At 70.7% G+C, this 19,034-nt stretch carries 20 protein-coding genes, 1 tRNA gene and 1 pseudogene; 10 read left to right on the forward strand and 12 right to left on the reverse strand.

Features of this window, described 5'->3' with window-relative positions; all coding sequences use genetic code 11:
- On the reverse strand, positions 1 to 1,236 hold the full coding sequence (locus tag SACPADRAFT_RS31635) for an oxygenase MpaB family protein (RefSeq protein ID WP_007023226.1): 1,236 nt from the start codon (positions 1,234 to 1,236) through the stop codon (positions 1 to 3).
- 86 nt (positions 1,237 to 1,322) lie between these two features.
- Positions 1,323 to 2,543, reverse strand: a complete 1,221-nt coding sequence (locus tag SACPADRAFT_RS0217045; protein WP_007023227.1) for an oxygenase MpaB family protein — start codon at positions 2,541 to 2,543, stop codon at positions 1,323 to 1,325.
- A gap of 128 nt (positions 2,544 to 2,671) precedes the next feature.
- Here SACPADRAFT_RS0217045 and SACPADRAFT_RS0217050 point away from each other — a divergent pair, with 128 nt between their 5' ends.
- Both SACPADRAFT_RS0217050 and SACPADRAFT_RS0217055 read left to right on the forward strand, forming a co-directional pair.
- Positions 2,672 to 3,358, forward strand: a complete 687-nt coding sequence (locus SACPADRAFT_RS0217050; RefSeq protein WP_007023228.1) for a TetR/AcrR family transcriptional regulator — start codon at positions 2,672 to 2,674, stop codon at positions 3,356 to 3,358.
- A gap of 134 nt (positions 3,359 to 3,492) precedes the next feature.
- Complete coding sequence (locus SACPADRAFT_RS0217055; RefSeq protein WP_007023229.1) at positions 3,493 to 4,635, forward strand: acyl-CoA dehydrogenase family protein; 1,143 nt, start codon at positions 3,493 to 3,495, stop codon at positions 4,633 to 4,635.
- Between the two features lie 52 nt (positions 4,636 to 4,687).
- Here the strand turns inward: SACPADRAFT_RS0217055 and SACPADRAFT_RS0217060 are convergent, their stop codons facing one another.
- Positions 4,688 to 5,137: an NUDIX hydrolase gene (locus SACPADRAFT_RS0217060; RefSeq protein WP_007023230.1), complete on the reverse strand. Its 450-nt coding sequence runs from the start codon at positions 5,135 to 5,137 to the stop codon at positions 4,688 to 4,690.
- Between the two features lie 267 nt (positions 5,138 to 5,404).
- On the opposite strand from SACPADRAFT_RS0217060, the gene SACPADRAFT_RS0217065 reads away from it, so the two are divergent.
- The gene (locus SACPADRAFT_RS0217065) at positions 5,405 to 7,030 is read left to right on the forward strand and encodes a class I SAM-dependent DNA methyltransferase (protein WP_007023231.1); all 1,626 of its coding nucleotides are present in this window, start codon (positions 5,405 to 5,407) and stop codon (positions 7,028 to 7,030) included.
- Entirely contained in the window at positions 7,023 to 8,159 is a 1,137-nt protein-coding gene (locus SACPADRAFT_RS0217070) for a restriction endonuclease subunit S (RefSeq protein WP_007023232.1), read from the forward strand. The genes SACPADRAFT_RS0217065 and SACPADRAFT_RS0217070 overlap by 8 nt, the downstream gene beginning before the upstream one ends.
- Positions 8,160 to 8,195: 36 nt before the next feature.
- On the opposite strand, the gene SACPADRAFT_RS0217075 is transcribed toward SACPADRAFT_RS0217070, so the two are convergent.
- Both SACPADRAFT_RS0217075 and SACPADRAFT_RS0217080 read right to left on the reverse strand, forming a co-directional pair.
- The gene (locus tag SACPADRAFT_RS0217075; protein WP_007023233.1) at positions 8,196 to 9,425 is read right to left on the reverse strand and encodes an RNA polymerase sigma factor; all 1,230 of its coding nucleotides are present in this window, start codon (positions 9,423 to 9,425) and stop codon (positions 8,196 to 8,198) included.
- A complete protein-coding gene (locus SACPADRAFT_RS0217080; RefSeq protein ID WP_007023234.1) occupies positions 9,422 to 9,790 on the reverse strand; it encodes a YciI family protein in 369 nt (122 codons plus the stop codon). The genes SACPADRAFT_RS0217075 and SACPADRAFT_RS0217080 overlap by 4 nt, the downstream gene beginning before the upstream one ends.
- Positions 9,791 to 9,994: 204 nt before the next feature.
- Here SACPADRAFT_RS0217080 and SACPADRAFT_RS0217085 point away from each other — a divergent pair, with 204 nt between their 5' ends.
- Positions 9,995 to 10,639 (forward strand): dihydrofolate reductase family protein, encoded by a 645-nt coding sequence (locus tag SACPADRAFT_RS0217085; RefSeq protein ID WP_007023235.1) that lies wholly within the window; start codon positions 9,995 to 9,997, stop codon positions 10,637 to 10,639.
- 33 nt (positions 10,640 to 10,672) lie between these two features.
- Here SACPADRAFT_RS0217085 and SACPADRAFT_RS0217090 read toward each other — a convergent pair whose 3' ends face one another.
- Positions 10,673 to 11,272, reverse strand: coding sequence for an ABATE domain-containing protein (locus SACPADRAFT_RS0217090; protein ID WP_040924476.1), 600 nt, complete (start codon positions 11,270 to 11,272; stop codon positions 10,673 to 10,675).
- Between the two features lie 119 nt (positions 11,273 to 11,391).
- On the opposite strand from SACPADRAFT_RS0217090, the gene SACPADRAFT_RS0217095 reads away from it, so the two are divergent.
- Positions 11,392 to 12,162, forward strand: coding sequence for an MBL fold metallo-hydrolase (locus tag SACPADRAFT_RS0217095; RefSeq protein WP_007023237.1), 771 nt, complete (start codon positions 11,392 to 11,394; stop codon positions 12,160 to 12,162).
- A 279-nt stretch (positions 12,163 to 12,441) separates the two neighbouring features.
- A complete protein-coding gene (locus tag SACPADRAFT_RS28340) occupies positions 12,442 to 12,987 on the forward strand; it encodes a DUF3995 domain-containing protein (protein ID WP_198048343.1) in 546 nt (181 codons plus the stop codon).
- Positions 12,988 to 13,043: 56 nt separating this feature from the next.
- Here SACPADRAFT_RS28340 and SACPADRAFT_RS0217105 read toward each other — a convergent pair.
- The 5 genes from SACPADRAFT_RS0217105 to SACPADRAFT_RS0217125 form a co-directional block, all read right to left on the reverse strand.
- Positions 13,044 to 13,116 (reverse strand) — tRNA-Ala (locus tag SACPADRAFT_RS0217105).
- A gap of 56 nt (positions 13,117 to 13,172) precedes the next feature.
- Positions 13,173 to 14,210: a divisome protein SepX/GlpR gene (gene sepX / locus SACPADRAFT_RS0217110; RefSeq protein WP_007023239.1), complete on the reverse strand. Its 1,038-nt coding sequence runs from the start codon at positions 14,208 to 14,210 to the stop codon at positions 13,173 to 13,175.
- A 222-nt stretch (positions 14,211 to 14,432) separates the two neighbouring features.
- Entirely contained in the window at positions 14,433 to 15,104 is a 672-nt protein-coding gene (locus tag SACPADRAFT_RS0217115; RefSeq protein WP_007023240.1) for a GNAT family N-acetyltransferase, read from the reverse strand.
- Positions 15,105 to 15,133: 29 nt separating this feature from the next.
- Entirely contained in the window at positions 15,134 to 16,405 is a 1,272-nt protein-coding gene (gene glp, locus SACPADRAFT_RS0217120; RefSeq protein ID WP_007023241.1) for a molybdotransferase-like divisome protein Glp, read from the reverse strand.
- Positions 16,405 to 17,310, reverse strand: a complete 906-nt coding sequence (locus tag SACPADRAFT_RS0217125; protein WP_007023242.1) for a UTP--glucose-1-phosphate uridylyltransferase — start codon at positions 17,308 to 17,310, stop codon at positions 16,405 to 16,407. Before SACPADRAFT_RS0217125 ends, glp begins: the two co-directional genes overlap by 1 nt.
- A gap of 24 nt (positions 17,311 to 17,334) precedes the next feature.
- On the opposite strand from SACPADRAFT_RS0217125, the gene SACPADRAFT_RS0217130 reads away from it, so the two are divergent.
- Entirely contained in the window at positions 17,335 to 17,931 is a 597-nt protein-coding gene (locus tag SACPADRAFT_RS0217130) for a 5-formyltetrahydrofolate cyclo-ligase (RefSeq protein ID WP_007023243.1), read from the forward strand.
- A 147-nt stretch (positions 17,932 to 18,078) separates the two neighbouring features.
- Positions 18,079 to 18,171 (forward strand): annotated as a pseudogene (locus SACPADRAFT_RS34100) (FmdB family zinc ribbon protein); the annotation flags it as partial.
- Between the two features lie 62 nt (positions 18,172 to 18,233).
- Here SACPADRAFT_RS34100 and SACPADRAFT_RS34105 read toward each other — a convergent pair.
- Positions 18,234 to 18,485, reverse strand: a complete 252-nt coding sequence (locus tag SACPADRAFT_RS34105) for a hypothetical protein (protein WP_007023245.1) — start codon at positions 18,483 to 18,485, stop codon at positions 18,234 to 18,236.
- A gap of 339 nt (positions 18,486 to 18,824) precedes the next feature.
- Between SACPADRAFT_RS34105 and SACPADRAFT_RS28350 the strand changes: the two genes are divergently transcribed.
- Positions 18,825 to 19,034: SAF domain-containing protein (locus tag SACPADRAFT_RS28350; protein ID WP_233357200.1), on the forward strand; the 210-nt coding region annotated here is incomplete at its 3' end.

A 19,034-nucleotide genomic window follows, 5' to 3' on the forward strand; every position in this document is an offset into this window, starting at 1 on the left:
TCACTTCGGACGGTTGTGAGTGGGAATCTCGATCCTGGTCTCTTCACCCTTGGTGAGATAGAACAAGATATACTGCCGCACCGCTTCGTCAAGGGTCCAGGCGATCTCGGGCACCAACGGCAGCGGGATCAGGCCCTCCCGGAACTTGACCAGGGCCGGCCACGCCTCGGGGATCACCCGGTCCCAGAACGGCTCCCGCGGGATCCCGTCCCAGTCGGCCACCCGGTCGCCGACGAGATACCGGGCGAGCGCGTTGCACACCGGACGGGAGATCCCGGTGCCGAGGCTGGTCTGCTCCGCGAGCTGACTGAGCAGGGTGTCGGTGAGCTTGACACCCTCCTCGGTCGGACCCATGTTGCGGGCCAGGATCTGGTCCGACTGGGCGTAGGCCGCGGTCCAGGAGGCGGGGATGTACTCGTCCCGGATCCCGAGCATGTGCGCGGTCACCTGCCACACGTGCAGGTACGCCTCGGCCTCGTCGTTGGTGATCGGGACCTCCCACTCACGCATCCTGCGCATCGCGAAGGTCGGCAGGGTGTGCCAGGTGACCAGCATGTCCTCCTGGCTGATCGGGATCTCCTCGTCGGCGGCCCCGCGCCACCGCGGCGACTGCGGCAGCAGGTGCCGCACCGCCGCATGCACCAGCCGGGTCTTCACGCATTCCACGATGCACGTGCCGTCCGGCCGGTACGCGTTCAGCGAGCCGACGGCGAAACCGAAGAGGCTGGTCTTCGCGACGCGGTCCTCCATGTCCGCACCACCGGCGGAGTAGTAGACCGACTGGGCCTCGTTCGGGATGGCCGTCGCCAGGATGCCCCCACCCGGCCCGTTGGCCAGGTTGAGGTAGATCCCGCGCCGCTTGTTGAAGTCCTCCGCCAGCTCCAGCTTGTCCCGGTCCGCCCAGGACGGCATCCGGCGGGCGTCCTCCAGGAACTCCCGCAAATCGGCGGGCAACCCGTCGGGCAGCGGCTGGTCGTTGCGCTCCCAGGTCCAGAGCAGCTCGTTGACCCGTGGGATCACGCCGCGGTCGAACAGCGAGGCGAGCAACGGGTCAGCCTGCTCGTCCCACACCCAGTGCGGGTCGGTACCACTGCCCGAGCCCGCCACCGACCCGCTCGGCGACCAGGTCCATCCGACCAACGACCGCGCCTGGGCGGGAGCGGCCGCCACGAGTGCGCCGAGCGCCGCCAGCCCACCTCCCGACATCAACGCCTTGCGCCTGCTGTAGTCCGCCATGACAAACACTCCTGTTCACGAATCGGGAGACGACTCCGTGTCCGTCCGCGGGCGGGCGCCGCGCCGACACCCGCCCGCGGTGCCGGTCACCGGTTGGTCTGCGGAATCTCGATGCTGATCGGGTAGTCCGCCTCGGACAGGTAGAGCAGGACGATCTGCCGGATGAGCTCCTCGAAGAGGTAGTACGTCTCGTCCGAGCCCGGGAAGTAGAGCCCGAACTCCCGCGCGCGGACGAACGGGATCCACAAGGTCTCCACCAGTGGGCTGAAGACCGGTTCCCGCTCGATGCCCAGCCAGTCCGCGATCCGGTCGCCGAGGGTGTAGCGGGTGAACGCACTGAGCAACGGCTTGCTGAGGACCGTCCCGTCGAGCTCCGAGCCGAGATTGAGCAGGATGTCGGCCAGTTCCTTGCCCTCGGGCGTCGGCGCGAGAATCGGATCCAGGTCCTGCGCCGACTGCTTGTCGGCTTCGCTCCACGACGCCGGGATGTACTCGTCGCGGACACCGAGCATGTGCCCGGTCACCTGCCACGAATGCAGGTACGCCGCGTCGTCCACCGGCTCGATCGGCACCTCCCACTCGCCGAGTTCCTTCCGGACCGTGGTCGCCAGGCTGTGCCAGGTGACCATGATGTCCGCCTGACTGATCGGGATGTCCTCGGGAGCCACCTGGTTCCAGTCCGACGACTGCGGCAGCAGTTGGCGTACCCCCGCGTGCGTCAGCCGGGTCTTGACACACGTGACGATCATTTCGCCGTCCGGCCTGTAGGCGTCGCGCGTGCCGATGTCGTACCCCAGTTTGGCGGTCTCGGAGATGCGGTCCTTCATGTGCGAGCCGCCGTACGAGTAGTAGACCGCGCGTGCCTCCCTGGGGATGACCGTGCTCATCATGCCGCTGGCCATCGCGTACAACACGCCGAGGTAGAGGCCCCGCCGCGTGTTGAAGTCGAAGTTCTGGTCCAGTTTCCCCTGATCGGCCCACGACGGCAGTCGGCGGGCGTGCTCGATGAAGTCCCGCAGATCCGCCGGCAGCCCGTCCGGCAGCGGCTGGCCGTTCGTGGTCCAGGTCTTCAGCAGTTCGTTGACCCTGCCGACCTCACCCCGTTCGAACAGTGCGGCGACCACCGGGTCGGCTTCGGGGTCCCAGATCCACCGGGGGTCGTTCCCGGTGCCGGTGCCCGCCACCGAGCCTTGTGGCGACCACGTCCACAGGGCCCGCGCCTGGGCCGGTGCCGCCATCCCCAGTGCACCGAGGGCCCCCAGCGCCCCGCCCGAGATCAGTGCCTTACGTCTGTTGAGCTCGTCCATCGGCTTCACTCCTCCTTGAGTGGCAAGCGGCCCGGTTGATACTCTGAAACACGTCGCGCTTCTGCGTATCAAGGAGAGCACAGACCGCGACGAGAACGCCAGACCTTCCGGTGAACGAAAGGTGATTCGTGGAACCTGAACTCTCCGGCCTGATCGCGGCCGGGACCGACCACCCGGAGTCGTTGCTGGAGCGGGCGTTCACCGAGGCGGTGGAGCGCGCCGACGACACCGACGACGCCGCCGCGCGCGTGGTCGAGGCCGCCTACGAACAGTTCTGCCGGATGGGGATCAAACGGTCGACCATGGAGGACGTCGCCCGGCGGGCCGGCGTCTCACGGATCACCGTCTACCGCCGGTTCGCGACCAAGGACGCCCTGGTGGAACAAGTGATCCGCTCGGAATTCCGCCGGTACTTCGACCGGTTCCTGTTGGACATCCGGCCCGCCCGCACGCTCGCCGAGCGCGTGGAGCTGGGTTTCGTCAGCTCGCTGCGGGCCATCCGGGAGAACCCGCTGATCGGCGGCCTGATGGCCGTCGAGCCGGACGTCGTCGTGCCGTCGATGATCGGTGACGGGGGCCGGACCGTGGCCACCGTACGCCGCTTCGTCGCCGGACGGCTGCGCAGCGAACAACGCGCGGGCAACCTCTCCCGGGAGGTCGACGTCGACCTGGTGGCCGAGATGATCGTCCGGGTCTCCACGTCGTTCCTGCTCACCCCGAGCCACCTCGTCGACCTCGACGACGACGAGCAGCTCCGCGACATCGCACGCCGGTTCCTCGTCCCCATGCTGGACACGCCCACCGCGGCACGCTGAACCGGACCGGCGGGCCACCCCGCCGCACACGCCGTCTCCCGACGCCCGTCGCCGTGTCCGCGCTCCGCGACCGTCGTCGACGGAAATCCGCCGTCACCCCTGGAACCCCGGTACGAGCAGGAAGAGGTCTCCCCATGCCACGGAACCTGACCGACGAGCGACGCGACCTGGTCACCGCGATCGGCGAGTTCTGCCGTCGCGAGTGCGGCACGAAACAGCAGCGTGACAAGCTCACCGACGACGGCCGGGAAAAGCACAGCCAGGATCTCTACGCGAAGATGGCCGGCCTGGGCTGGCTGGGTATCGCGATCCCGGAAGCCTACGGGGGGTCCGGGCTCGGCATGGCCGACCTGTGCCTGTTCCTGGAGGAGACCTCCTACTGGCGGGCCCCGATCAGCGGGTTCGCCACCACCATGGTCGCCGCCGCCGCGTACGAGAAGTTCGCCACGGAGGACCAGAAGCGGGTCGTGCTGGACGGCGTGGTGCGCGGTCGGGTCGAGGCGATCTCGATGTCCGAACCCGGCGCCGGGTCCGACGTCGCCGCGCTGACCTGCCGGGCGGACCGCAACGACGGCGGATATCTGATCAACGGGCAGAAGACCTGGTGCTCCAACGCACACCTCGCCGACCACATCCTGCTCATCGCCCGGACCTCACGCGAGGGGTCCCGGCACGAGGGCCTCACTCAGTTCATGGTGCCCACCGATACCGAAGGACTGGAGGTCTCCGGCATCGACACGATGGGCGGCCGCGAGGTGAACGACCTGTACTTCACCGACTGCTTCCTGCCGGACTCGGCCGTGGTCGGTACTCCGGGACAGGCATGGGGCCAGCTGATGACCGGACTGAACCTCGAACGGATGATCCTCGCCGCGACGAGTTTCGGCCTCGCGCGCCGGGCGTTCGACGACACCGTCGACTACGTCCGGCAGCGGGAGCAGTTCGGCCGTCCGATCGGCTCGTTCCAGGCACTCCGGCACCGCCTCGCGGATCTGGCCACCGAACTCGAATGCACCCGTCTCCTGCTGGACGACGTCAGCGCCACCCTGGACGCCGACCCCGACACGGTGCTCGCCCGCGAGGCCTCGATGGCCAAGCTGAAGGCCACCGAAGTGGCCAAACACGCCACCCTCGAAGGCATGCAGATGATGGGCGGCTACGGCTACGCCACCGAGTACGGCATGGAGTCGCTGCACCGCACGAGCATCGTCTCCACGGTCTACGGCGGCACCAGCGAGATCCAGCGCGACATCATCGGCAAGACCTACGGCCTCTGACGGGTCAGGTGGCTGATGTCGGCGATGCGGGGTGACCGCGTCCGTAAGACACTCAGGTAGTGGCGACGTCCCGATACGTGCTCAGCACCTGCTTCACCGCGTCGGTGACGGGCGGCTCGTCGACGAGTGCCGTCCAGGTGTAGGCGTCGTGTTCCCGGAGCTCGATCGGCTCCGGCGCGCTGACCTCCACGGCGAAGTTGAACTGGCGGCTCCTCCTGCCGCTCCCACCGGCGTAGTCGAAGCTACCGAGGTAGTCTCGGACAGCGGTCACGTCGAGTCCGGTCTCCTCCCCCACTTCACGGATCAGTGCCGCGTCGAGCGTTTCGCCCGTTTCGACCTTGCCGCTGGGCAACTCGAAGATGCTGCCCATGAAGTCGTCCTCGGGACGCCGGAGCAGGAGCACCTTTCCGTCGTATTGGACGACACCACCGACGACGAGCTGTTGCACGCCGTCGAGGTCGGCTTCGGCCGCGAGTCGGGAGATGAGTGTTCGGTCGGTCATGTCGATCACTCCTTCAGGTCTCGATACCGGTCGGTGACTTTGCCGAACGCTTCGATGTAGCTGTCTACCAAGGGTAGACGGTTCCTCGTCCCCAGGCCGGACGCAACTACCGCATCGCGAACCGGATCAGCGCGGCCACCCCGGCACTCTCGCCGGGGTGGCCGCAGCACCCTCCTGGGACCATGGAATGGCGGAACCGATCGATACGGCGGCCACGTCGCCGAAGCGGTAGGACCGGCCGTACGACTGCAGGATGGGACCACACTCATGCCACCGGGTACGAAGAAGGAACCGCAGGCGCCGTCGACGGTGTCGGAACTGAAGGACACGCTGTGGAAGGCGGCGGACCGGCTCCGCGGCTCGCTGCCCGCGAGCCGGTACAAGGACGTCATCCTCGGCCTGGTGTTCCTGAAGTACGTCTCGGACGCCTACGACGAGCACCGCGAGACGATCCGCGCGGAGCTGTCCGGGCAGGGCCACGACGAGGACCGGATCGCCGAACTGATGGACGACCCGGGAACAGGTCGACACCGCGGCGTGTTCGTCGTCCCGCCCGCGGCACGCTGGTCGTACCTGACGGCGCATGCGACGGGAGGGCCCGCCGGCCACACCGGACCAGCCAGGACCGTCGGCGGGTTGATCGACGAGGCGATGGAGCTGGTCATGGAGGCCAACCCCACGCTCCGGGGCACGCTCCCCCGCCTGTACGACGGGGAGACGATCGACCAGCGCCGCCTCGGCGAGCTGCTTGAGCTGTTCGACGGTGTCCGGTTCAGCAGGCGGGGCGCGCACCGCGCCCGCGACCTGATGGGCGAGGTGTACGAGTACTTCCTCGGCCGGTTCGCCCGTGCCGAGGGCAAGCGGGGCGGGGAGTTCTTCACCCCGCCGAGCGTGGTCAAGGTGCTCGTGGAGGTGCTCGAACCGTCGAGCGGCCGCGTGTACGACCCGTGCTGCGGTTCCGGCGGCATGTTCGTCCAGACCGAGAAGTTCCTCCACGAGCACAACGGGGATCCGACGAACATCACCGTCCACGGCCAGGAGAGCAACGAGGAGACCTGGCGGATGGCGACAATCAACCTCGCCGTCCACGGCCTCGACAACTCCGGCCTCGGCGCCCGCTGGGACGACACGTTCGCCCACGATCATCATGCGGGCGTGCGGATGGACTACGTGCTGGCCAACCCCCCGTTCAACATCAAGCACTGGACGCGCGACGAACGGGATCCGCGCTGGCAGTTCGGTGTTCCGCCCGCCACCAACGCGAACTACGCCTGGATCCAGCACATCCTGTGGAAGCTGAGTCCCACCGGCAGCGCCGGTGTCGTCCTGGCCAACGGCTCCATGACCAGCCGATCCGGCACCGAAGGCGACATCCGCGCGAACCTCGTCGAGGCCGACCTCGTCTCGTGCATGGTGTCCCTGCCGACCCAGCTGTTCCGCAGCACCGGCATCCCGGTGTGTTTGTGGTTCTTCTCCCGGGACAAGAGCGCGGGGCCCGGCGGCGCGGTCGACCGCACCGGTGAGGTCCTGTTCATCGACGCCCGCCACCTCGGCCACCTGGTCGACCGCGCCGAACGCGCACTGTCCGACGACGACATCGCCGCCATCGCCGGCACCTACCGCGCCTGGCGCGGCACCCGGTCGGCCGCGGAGAAGGAACTCGGGTACGCGGACGTGCCGGGCTTCTGCAGGTCGGTCGATCTGGCCGGGATCCGGGCCGCCGACTACGCGCTGACCCCCGGCCGGTACGTCGGCACACCCGCGATCGAGGACGACGGCGAGCCGATCGACGCGAAGATCCGACGGCTGCACACCGAACTGCTGGCGGCGTTCGACGAATCGGCGCGGCTGGAGAAAGCCGTCCGTGCACAGCTGGAACGCACCGATGGGTGAGAGTCTGGGCGCGCTCCTCGCCGCGACGGGCGGTTCGATCAGAACCGGCCCGTTCGGCACCGTCCTCAGCGCGGCGGAATACACCGCACACGGCGTCCCGGTGGTCTCCGTCGGCGAACTCGACCACGGCGCGATCCGCCTCCGGGAGACGACACCGCGGGTGGATGCGGACACCACGGAAAGACTCGCCGAGTACCTGCTGCGGCCCGGCGACCTCGTCCTCGGCCGCAAGGGGGCGGTCGATCGTTCCGCGTGGGTGCGGCCGGAGGAGGACGGATACTTCCTCGGCTCCGACGGAATCCGCATCCGGTTCGCCGAGGGTGTCCATTCCCGGTTCATGGCCTACCAGTTCCGTTCCCCCGCCGTCCGGGAATGGCTGCTCCGAAACGCCGCCGGGACGACGATGCTCTCGCTGAACGAGCGAGTCCTGCGCCGACTACCACTCACCGTCCCGGACCCGGGAACCCAGCGGGCGATCGCGGAGGTGCTGGGCGCGCTCGACGACAAGATCGCGAACAACGACCGCATCGTGCTCCTCGTCGACCGGCTCTGCGCCGCCGACACCGCGAAGGCGAGCGCGGAGGCCGGCACCCCACGCCCCCTGCGGGACGTGCTGACCCTCGCCTACGGAAGGTCGTTGCCTGCGGCGAGGCGCGTCCCGGGGCCCGTCCCCGTGTACGGCAGCGGTGGCCTGTGCGGACACCACTCGGTGTCGCTCGTGGACCGGCCGGGGATCGTCGTGGGCCGCAAGGGCACGGTCGGCGCGGTCCACTGGGCGGACGGTCCGCACTTCCCCATCGACACCACCTACACCGTGCAGCCGGTCCGGCCGGGGACCGACGAGGTCCTCTACCACCTCCTCCGGACCGTGCGGCTCGGCGCGCTGGACTCGGACTCCGCCGTTCCGGGGCTCAACCGGCAGGAGGCCTACCGGCAGACGGTCCGGGTTCCCGACGACGACGTGCTGGCCTCGCTCGCGGCGAGCCTGCGGCACCGGTTCGCCCTGATGCGCGCGGTACGCGCCGAGTCCCGCACCCTCGCCCGGACCCGCGACGAGCTGCTCCCCCTGCTGTTGTCCGGCCGGATCCGCGTCCGGGACGCGGAGAGCACCGTCGAGGAGGTGCTCTGACGGCGCGGGACGACCCACGGGGCCACCGGCCGATCCTCACCCGGCCGCGCCGGAGATCCGTCGCAGGCGGTGTCGGAGGTGGTGGCGCTCGGCGAGGCTGACGGTGTCGGCGAGGGCGCGGCGATAGGCGGTCGCCGCCTCGTCCGGTCTTCCGACCTGCTCCAGGAGGTGGGCGCGTACCGCGTCGAGACGGGGCAGGCGGGGGTGGTCGGTCTCCAGCACGTCGATCTCGGCGAGGGCGGTCTCCCGTCCGTCGACCATGGCCTGGGCCACGATGCGGTTGAGGGTGATCGTCGGATTGCCGTGGCCGGTCACGAGTTCGAGAATCCGGTAGAGCGCGAGGATTTCGTCCCAGTCCGTGGTCGCGACGTCCGGGGCTTCGGCGTGCAGGGCCGCGATGCAGGCCTGGAGCAGATAGGGGCCAGGGTCGGCACCCGGGGTGGCCCGTTCGACGAGCGCGATCCCCTCCTCGATCCGTTCCCGGTCCCACAGCGTCCGGTCCTGCTCGTCGAGCGGCACGAGGTGCCCGTGCGGTCCCACCCGGGCCGGCTGGCGGGCCTCGGTGAGCAGCATCAGCGCGAGCAGGCCGGTGACCTCGGTGGAATCCGGGAGACTCCGGTGGAGCAGCCGGGTCAGACGGATCGCCTCGGTGGCGAGGTCCGCGTCCCGGGGTGGTGCTCCCGCGGTCGTGTGGTGCGCCTCGGTGCACATCACGTACAGCACGTCGAGTACGGCCGTGATCCGCTCACCGGCGTGTCCCGGTGGCGGAAGCGGTCGGCCGAGTTCGGCGATCCGGCGCTTGGCCCGGGTGATCCGTTGGGCAATGGTGGCCTCGGGAACCTGGTACACGTTGGCGATCCGGGCGGTGGTCAGTCCGGCCACCGCCCGGAGCGTCAGCGCGACCTGCCCGGAGCGTGGCAGGTCGGGATGGCAACACAGCTGCAGCACCAGCAGCGAGTCGTCCCGCTCGGCTGCCTCCGGCGTCACCGGGGGATGCAACGACGCGGCGCGGGTCTCCCGGTGTCGGCGCCGGGCGTCGCCGCGGGCGTGGTCGGCGTACCGGCGGCGGGCGGTCGCGGTGAGCCAGCCCAGCGGGTCGTCCGGGGACTCCGTCCGCCACTGCCGGTGGGCCTGCAGGAGCGCCTCCTGGACGGCGTCCTCGCACAGGTCGAACCGGGTGCTGCCATACGTGCGCACCAACCGGGCGAGGGCCTGCCGCGTGAGATCCCGCCACAGGCCCTCACCGTCCGGGGGCCCGCCGCTCACCCGTCTCCCAGATCGGCGAACATCACCGGACGTAGTTCGAGGGCGAGGCCGGGGATGCTCGCGTCCGGGATCTGCCGGGCCAGCTCCACCGCACGGGCCTCGTCCTCGACGTCGACCAGGTAGAAACCACCCAGGAACTCCTTGCTCTCGACGAACGGCCCGTCGGTGACCTCGGGGCGGCCGCCGGAGCTGCGGAGGACCTTCGATCGGCTGGGATCGGCGAGGGCCTGGGTCGCGACGAACTCACCGCGCTCCTTCGTCCCGGCGATGAACGCGGCGTGTCCCTCCTGGATCTGCCGCTGCTGCTCGTCGGTCAGCTGCTCCAGCACCGCCGGGTCGACCTGCATCAGGATCAGGTACTTCACTGTGTCCTCCTCGGTAGGTGAGCCCACCCTCGTGGCAGCTCGCCGGGGGGTCGTCACCGACCCGGCGGATACGACACCACACGATCGGAATCTTTTCCGACGTTTTCCGCTGCCACTGTCGTGCCGGGGCGAGACTGTGACGACCACCGGGCACGCGACCGCGACGGTCGCGCCACGCCGGTTTCGACACCAGGGAGGTCGACCATGACACAACAGGTCCGGGTCCACTGCTTCACCGTCACACAAGACGGGATCGGGGCGGGCGAGGACCAGAGCTACGAGCACCCGTTCGGCCACGCGGACCCCGGTGACCTGTTCGCCTGGGCCGGGGCCACCGCCAACTGGGTCAACCGCACCGAGCCCGGCGGCACCCGGGGCCTCGACGACTACGTCGTCCGCGACTTCACCCGCGACATCGGCGCCGAGATCATGGGCCGCAACAAGTTCGGCCCGATCCGCGGCCCCTGGCCGGACCACGAGTGGCAGGGCTGGTGGGGCGACGAGCCTCCGTTCCACACTCCCGTGTTCGTCCTCACCCACCACGAACGGCCGTCGTTCACCCTGGGCGACACGACGTTCCACTTCCTCGAGGCCTCGCCGCACGAGGCGCTGGAGCGGGCGAAGGCCGCCGCGGACGGGCGGGACGTGCGCATCGGCGGCGGCGTCACGACCATCCGGGAGTTCCTCGACGCCGACCTGATCGACGAGCTGCACATCGCCGTCGCCCCGTACGAACTCGGCAGCGGCCTGCGGCTCTGGGACGACCCCGAGGAACTCACCGACCGCTACCACCTGGAACGCGTGCCCAGCCCGAGCGGCGTCGTGCACCACTTCCTCTGGCGGCGTTGACCGGCACGTCGCACCGGCCGGACGACCAGCCGGTCACCCCACGTCGCTTCGTGCGCGTCGGGCGTAGGCGCGGGCGGCACGTGCACGGTCGCCGCAGCGTGTCGAACACCAGTGGCGGCGGCCGCGACGCAGCAGGAACCGGGTGCACGGGGCGGAACCGCAGGACGTGAGCCGTTCGGCGTCGTCCGAGGTGAGCAGGTCCGCCGCGTCCGCGGCGAGCGTCGCCAGGGCGTGGTCGACGACCCGGGTGGTCGGGTGCGGCGCGGCCCGGTAGGGGCCGGTGTCGTCGTCCCACCGCAGGAGCGGAGCGGTCGGCACCCGTGTCAACGCGTCGTTGACCGCGGCGACAGCGGCGGGGAGAGCGGGCAGGGACTCGGCGTGTGCGGAGAACAGCGCTCGGACCTGTTCGCGCAGTGCACGCAGCTGCGCCGCACACATTTCCCGCAGGCCCGCGTCGGGCGGCGCCAGGTCGCGCTGCGTCAACCAGTGCGTCGTCGCTTCCGGTGTACCCAGCAAGTCGACGTGGTGCCCCCCGGGAAGTGTGACCACGCTGTTGGCGAGTGCGAGGGAGAGGTACCCCTCCTCCCCCGGCGCGGGTGGCAGGTCCGCCTGCACCGTCGCGATCTCGTCCATAGCCTCATGGTAACTCATCACTCATCCATGATTCTCACGGATGAACTTGCGGAAATCCGTGACCCATCAGTACGGTCTCACTCACGGTTCAAACGACATCATCCGTGAGAGGTGCCTTCATGTCCGCATCCGCGACCCCCGTTCGCGTCTTCGGCGGCCCGACCGCCCTGTTCGAGTACGGTGGCCTGCGTTTCCTGACCGACCCGACCTTCGACGATCCCGGGGAACACGAGAGCGTCGGACCCGTCCTCACCAAGACGAGTCCCGCACGCGGCACCCCGGCCGACCTCGGGCACGTCGACGTGGTGCTGCTCTCCCACGACGAGCACGCCGACAACCTCGACGACTCCGGCCGCGCCCTGCTCTCCGACGTTCCCCTCACGCTCACCACCCCGGGTGGTGGCGAACGTCTGGGTGACCGGGCCCGGGGCATGGCCGACTGGGAGACTGCCGAACTCGATCGACCGGGAGGGGGAACGGTCACGGTGACGGCCGTCCCCGCGATCCACGGCCCCGCGTCCCGCGAGGAGGTCGAAGCCGTCGCCGGCCAGGTCGTCGGCTTCGTACTCACCGGCGACGGGCTCCCGACCGTGTACGTCAGCGGAGACAACGCCGCACTCGAACCGGTCCGCGAGATCGCCGAACGCTTCGCCCCGATCGACACCGCCCTCCTCTTCGCCGGGGCGCCGCGGTTCCCCATGCTCTTCGACGGCGAACCGTTGGTTCTCGACAGCGCCGGAGCCGCCGAGGCGACCCGGATCCTCGACGCCCGTCGCGTCGTGCCGGTCCACTACGAGGGCTGGGCGCACTTCACCGAAGGCCGCGACGATCTGGAACAGGCCTTTCGCACGGCAGATCTCGCGGACCGCCTCGACTGGGGCAGCGAATGATCCGCTGACGAGAGCATCACGGCCCGCACCGGCCGACGAGGAGACACCGCCGGACATGCGAAGCCGAAAGCGGGAAAGCCACCCGCTCCGCGGGTGGCTTTCCCCGCACGGGTCTCGTCCTCGACGCCAATCAGGTAGAGACCACCCCGAGAGCTGATCCTGGGAGACATCGCCGACTACACCGGCGGCGGACCGACCCGCCCGGAGGTGCCCCGAACACGGCGGGACCTCCGACCGGACGGGAACGCGACGAGGAACGGAACGGGGACGATGGGGCGCATGACCGAGTCGGCCACGCGACGCGAGCGTCGGCAGCCCGTGTGGGCCGCTTGCGCCTCGGCGGTCTGGGGCGGCCTCTTCGCCATGATCAGCCTCTACTGGGCTCTCGGCGGGCTCGTCGGGATCGAGACGATCGGCGGTGAGCTCGAACGGATGGCGCGCGCCGGCGAGGTCGGTCCGCTCGTCTGGGGAGCGACGATCATCAAGGTCGTCGGCGTGGTCTATTCCCTGGCCCTGGTGCAACGGTGGGGGCGGACCCTCCCCCGCGCCCTGATGCTGGCAGGTGGGTGGGCCGCCACCGTGCTGCTGCTCGGCTACGGAGGAGTGACGGTCGGCATCGAAATCCTCGTGGCCACCGGTGTGTTGGCTGCCCCCGCGGAGATCGACTGGTACGCCTTCTACTGGCACCTCGCGCTGTGGGACCCGTGGTTCGTCCTCTGGGGGATCCTGCTGGGCCTCGCGGTTGTTCACTACCAGCGCGCGACCCGGCGCGCCGGTACCGCTGGTCGATGGTGCTCCGACTCGCGCGGAGCGAGTGGGCGTTAGAGGGGTCCTGCGCAAGGACCTTCATTCAGGCCCGGGCGGTATCGGTACCCGTGAGGTGGAGCTGAGGGGAATCGAACCCCTGACCTTCTCGATGCGAACGAGACGCGCTACCAACTGCGCTACAGCCCCTTATCGGTTGCCGGAACAGCATAGCAACCGACGCGACCCGGTCGACGCGGGGGTCCCTACTCCCCCACCGCCCGCCGATAGGGCAGGTGACCGGGGTCGTCCAGTTCGTGGAAGGCCGGGTCCTCGTCCTCCAGGTCCACCACCACGGCCTGCCTGCGCACGCGCGAGGTCGGCATCGGCTTGCGCTCGTTGCCGACCACCCCGACACCGTCGGAGCGCAGCACCTCGATCTCGGCGAGCGGGTCCGGCCTGCTCGGCGTGCGCCTGCTGGCCGCGCGCATCCGGGCGAGCCTGCGCTGCCGGATCTCCTCCTCGATCCGCACCTGCCTGCGCAGGTAACCGAGGTAGCCGATCAGGACGGCGTCGACGACACCGTGTGCCCACCACAGCAGCGGCAGCGTCATCCCGGCGACCACACCCGTCGTCGCGGCCGTGAGCAGCAGCAGGATCACCACCCGCTGGCGGAAGGAGTACTTCGCCTTCGCCGTACGCGCCGCGGCCTCCGGGTCGAAGCCGCCGCGGCCGGGCCGGTACCGCCGGGGACGCCCGGGGACGGGGCCTGCGGACCTGCCGTCCCCGGTGCTGGCTTCGTCGGGTGCCCAACCGTCGTCGGGCCCGTCGTCGACCGGGTACCCGTGGTCGTCATATCCGTCGTCGTACCGGTCGTCGCCGTACCCGTCGTCGTACTCCGGGGCTCCGTCGTACTCCGGGGCTCCGTCGTACTCCGGGGCGACGCGCCCGTCGTCGGGCAGGTCGTACCCGTCGTCGGGGTACAGGTCGTCGGGGTGGATCCCGTCGTGGTCCGCGTACGCGCCGTCCCCCAGCGGTGCGCGATCACCGAACCCGACGTCGACCCGGTCGTCCGGGCCGACACCGGCGACATCCCGGCCACCGGGTTCCCGGTCGTCCTCCACCCCGGCCCCGTCCGTGGATCCACCGCGTCCCGCACCCCGCGTGCTCCCGCTGCGCACGACCCGCGCGGCCAGTGCCGCGTCGTTGGTCTGTGTGACCACCTGCCGCTTGCGGGCGACCATGGGCACGAGGACGGCCAACCATGCCGCAGCCAGCCCCACGATGATCAACGAGCTGGGCATCTTCCGTCACCTCCCCCGACCGATACTCCTCGTCGCCACACGCGGCGACCGCGTCCCCCGGCCCCGGGACCCGCCCGGCTGCCGTCGACCGCGCACGCTGTGTGCCGAACCCCGACCGTCGCCACGCTAGTCACAGGAGTAACAGAAAACGCGGAGACTCGCCGGGTGGTTTGACCACCCGACCGGCTCACACGAGAGCCATTTACGCGCCGTCACCGCTGGTCAGGACCACATCGCCCGACCGGAGTCAACGAAGCGGGTGACGAGTCCATCACCGCTCTCCTCCGTGGTGATCGCGAAGCACAGATGGTCGCGCCAGTCACCCTCCACGTCGAGGTACCGGCGCAGCAGCCCCTCCCGCCGGTAACCGACCTTGGTCAGCACCCGGACACTGGCGAGGTTCTCCGGACGCACGGTGGCCTCCAGGCGATGCAACCGCGCCGCGCCGAAGGCGTGGTCGGTCACCATCGCCACGGCGGCGGTCGCCACCCCCGACCCCGCCAGGGTGGACGCCACCCAGTAGCCGACCCACGCCGAGCGCAGCGACGCGCGGATGATGTTGCCCACGGTGATCTGTCCGGCGAACCTCCCGTCCACGGTGATGGCGAACGGCAGACACTGCCCGCGCCGGGCGAGCCTGCGCAGCGCCGACCACTGCGACGGCCACACCCAGGGCGCGTTGCGCTCCTCCCACGGCTGCTCCTGGGTGGGCTCCCAGGGCCGCAGGTACTCGCGGTCGCGCACCCGGATGCGGCTCCACTCGGTGCCGTCCCGCAGCCGGACCGGCCGCACCCGCACCACGCCCCCGGGCACCGTCACCGGTCCGAGCCGGGTGGGCCAGCCGGGATGGCGCGGCTCCGCGGCGTACGGGGTGCCGTAACCCGTCGACGTCATCGCCCCCCACTACGGGTCGTCGTTCCCCACTACGCGCGCTGGGCGAGGAAGGCGACCCGGACCTGCTCGCCCGCCGCGACCTCGGTGAGCCCCTCCGGCACGTTGATCAGGCAGTTCGCCTCGGCGAGCGAGGCGAGCAGGTGCGTCCCGCCCGTACCGAGCGGCTGGACCAGGTACTCGCCGTTGCTCTCGTCGCGCAGCAACTGCCCGCGGAGGAAACCGCGGCGTCCGGGTGTCGACGTGACCGGCGACAGCAGGCGTGCCTGGACCGCGCGGCGGTGCGGGTTCCGGGTGCCCCGCGCCGCCCGGATCAACGGCCGGACCATGATCTCGAAGACCACCAGTGCGCTCATCGGGTTGGCCGGGATGAGGAAGGTGGGCACGGCGTCCGGGCCGAGCCTGCCGAACGCCTGCGTCGAGCCCGGGTGCATGGCCACCCGCGTGGTGTCCACGTCGCCGAGGTCGGACAGCGCGGCCTGCACCTCCTCCCCGATCGAGCCACCCGCCCCGCCCGCGACCACGACGACCTCGGACATCAGCAGCCTGCCCTCGACCGTCTCCCGCAGCCGCCGGGGGTCGAGCGGCACGATGCCCACCCGGCTCACCTCGGCGCCGGCGTCCCGCGCCGCCGCGGCGAGGGCGTAGGAGTTGACGTCGTAGATCTGGCCCGCGGCGGGCGAGCGGTCGACGTCCACCAGCTCGTCGCCCACCGAGATGATCGACACCCGGGGGCGCGGGTGGACCAGAACCTTCGCCCGCCCCACGGCCGCCAGCAGCCCGACCTGGGCTGACCCGATCGTGTCACCCCGGCGGACGGCGACGTCACCGATCTGCACGTCCTCGCCGGTGCGGCGGACGTAGCCGTGGGACGGCACCGCGTGCGCCACCTCCACCTTCGCCACGCCCCCGTCGGTGTAGGCGGCGGGGACGACGGCGTCGGCGAGGGTGGGCAGCGGCGCACCGGTGGCGACCTTGACGGCCTGGCCCGGCTGGAGTCTGCGGGGCTGGCGCGACCCGGCGGGGATCTCACCCACGACCGGCATCTGCACCGGCTCCCCGGCCGCGGCGCGCACGTCGACGCTGCGCACCGCGTACCCGTCCACGGCGGCCTGGTCGAAGCCGGGAAGCGCCTGTTCGGCGACGACCTCCTCGGCACACAGCAGCCCCTGTGCCTCGGAGATCGCCACCCGCACCGGGCGTGGCCGCACGGCGGCGTCGAGCAGCAGCCTGAGCTGGTCGTCCACCGAGCGGAGGCCGGTGGCCTCGGGCGGGGTGTCGGCGGTCGGCTCGGTTCCGGTCATCAGTCGGCGGTACCACCGATCCGGTCGGTCAGCCACTCGCGCAGGGCCGGCCCGTACTCCGGGTCGTCCAGGGCGAAGTCGACGGCCGCCCGCAGGAAGCCACCCGGATTGCCCAGGTCGTGCCTGCCCCCGCGGTGGACCACGACGTGCACCGGGTGCCCCTCGGAGATCAGCAGCGCGACGGCATCGGTGAGCTGCAGTTCGCCGCCGGAGCCGGGGCCGATCCGCTTCAGCGCGTCGAAAACCGCGCGGTCGAGCAGGTACCGGCCCGCGGCGGCGTAGGTGGAGGGGGCCTCGTCCGGGGCGGGTTTCTCGACCATGCCGTGCACCCGTTTGACGTCGGCGTCGTCGGTGTCGGAGACGTCGAACACGCCGTACGGCGAGATCCGGTCCTTCGGGATGTCGAAGGCGCACAGCACGCTGCCACCGTGCCGGGCGCGGACCTCGGCCATCTTGGACAGCACCCCGGTGGGCAGGACCAGGTCGTCCGGCAGCAGGACGGCGACGGCGGCGTCGTCGTCGGTCAGGTTCGGTTCGGCCTGCGCGACGGCGTGCCCGAGGCCGAGGGCCTGCTCCTGCAGGGCCGTCTCGACGTCGAGCAGCCCGGGTGCGCGGCGGATGCGGGCGAGCAGTTCGGTCTTGCCCTTGCTCTCCAGCGCGTGCTCCAGCTCGGGGCTGTCGCGGAAGTAGTCGGCCACCGCCTCCTTGCCGGGGGATGTGACGATCACCATACGGTTCGCCCCGGCCTGTGCCGCCTCGTCCGCGACGAGTTCGATCCCCGGTGTGTCGACGACCGGGAGAAGTTCCTTGGGCACGGCCTTGGTGGTCGGCAGAAATCTCGTACCCAACCCGGCGGCAGGCACGATGGCGGTCCGGAACGTGGTCTCACTCGTGGCGCCCGTCATGGCCGCAAAGCCTAGCCTGGTCCCGTGACTCACACCGACAACGACAGCCCCCTCGAGGGTGGCAAGACGCAGTGGCGCCGCTCGATCCAGGCCGCACGCACGGCGGTCACGGCACAACAGCAGGTCAGCGAGTCGTCGCGGCTGGTGGCCGCGGTCGCCGACCTGGACGCCGGTGTCGTGTGCTGTTACGTGCCGTACGGGTCCGAGCCCGGGTCGCTGGCGCTGCTCGACCGGTTGCGCGAGCAGGGCAGCAGGGTGCTGCTCCCGGTGATCCCGCCCGAGCGCGGGCCGCTGGACTGGGCCGAGTACACCGGCACCGAGACGCTGGGCAAGGGCGAGTTCATGCCCGTGCTCGAACCGCAGGGGCCCCGACTCGGGCCGGAGGCCATCGCCGACGCCGACGTCGTGCTCACCCCGGCACTCGCCGTCGACAAGCGGGGCGTGCGGCTGGGCAAGGGCGCGGGCTACTACGACCGGTCGCTGGTGCTGACCTCCCCGGGGACGGACCTGATCGCGGTGATCCGGGACGCCGAACTGGTGGACGAACTGCCCGCCGAGCCGCACGACGTGCGGATGCACGCGGTGCTGACCCCGGACCGGGGCCTGCACCGCCTGCCGTGACCGGCCCCGGTGTGCCCCGCCCGGTGTGCCCCGCCCGGTGACCGTCACCGGTGTGACCGGGGCCTGATTGCGCACCGGGAATCCGATCCCGCAGAATTGCGTTGGCACTCGCACCGAGAGAGTGCCAGAACGCCTGAAGGAGTTCCCGTGCCGACCTACCAGTACGCGTGCAAGGACTGCGACCACCAGTTCGAGACGGTCCAGTCGTTCTCCGATTCGAGTTTGACCGACTGCCCGGAGTGCCAGGGCAGGTTGCGCAAGCTGTTCGGCTCCGTCGGGGTCATCTTCAAGGGCAGCGGGTTCTACCGCAACGACTCCCGCTCCGAGTCGAAGTCGACTTCCTCGAACGGCTCGTCGAGCGGGTCGTCCGACGCGGCCTCCGGGGGTTCGGGATCGTCCGAGTCGTCGTCGGGATCGTCCGGTTCGTCCGACTCGGCCGGTTCGGCGAGCTCGGACGGCTCCGGGAAATCCGCCTCGTCCTCGAACTCCGGCAACTCGTCCTCCGGCTCGTCCGGCTCGTCCTCGTCGGGAAGCTCGGGCGGTTCGACCAGCACGGCGGCGGCCGCCTCCTGACCCTGCGGACCACCCCGCCCGCGTCGATGGCGGGCGGTGGGCGGCACATCCGGTGACGTTCGTCGCCGCCGCCGTCCACAGGGTCCGGGTTGTCCACAACCCCGCCGCGCCGCGGTGTCGCGGTGTCCGTCCCGTCCCTACCGTCGGAGTCGACGGGGGGTGGACGGCCCTCCACCGAGGAACCGGTCACCCCGACGTGACCGGGGTGAGGGGACGACATGCCGGACAACGACCGGGCGGGCCGGCGACGCCGGACGACCCGCCTCCGCACGGGGTGGCGGGTCCACCCGGCCACAGCAGTCCGCCGTGTCCTCGCCGTCGTGTTGTTCGTCACCTCCGGGTTCGTGCTCGCCGTCCCGGGTGGGAACGCCGGATCCGGTCGTCCGACGCTGGTGACCGCCCGCGACCTGCCCACGGGAGCCACGCTGACCGCCGACGACGTCCGGGTGGTCGACCTGCCCGGTGCGGTCCGGCCCGCCGGCGTGTTCACCCGCCCCGCCCAGGTCGACGGGCGGCGGCTCGGTGCGGGC

This window comes from Saccharomonospora iraqiensis subsp. paurometabolica YIM 90007 (assembly GCF_000231035.2).
GTDB lineage: Bacteria > Actinomycetota > Actinomycetes > Mycobacteriales > Pseudonocardiaceae > Saccharomonospora > Saccharomonospora paurometabolica.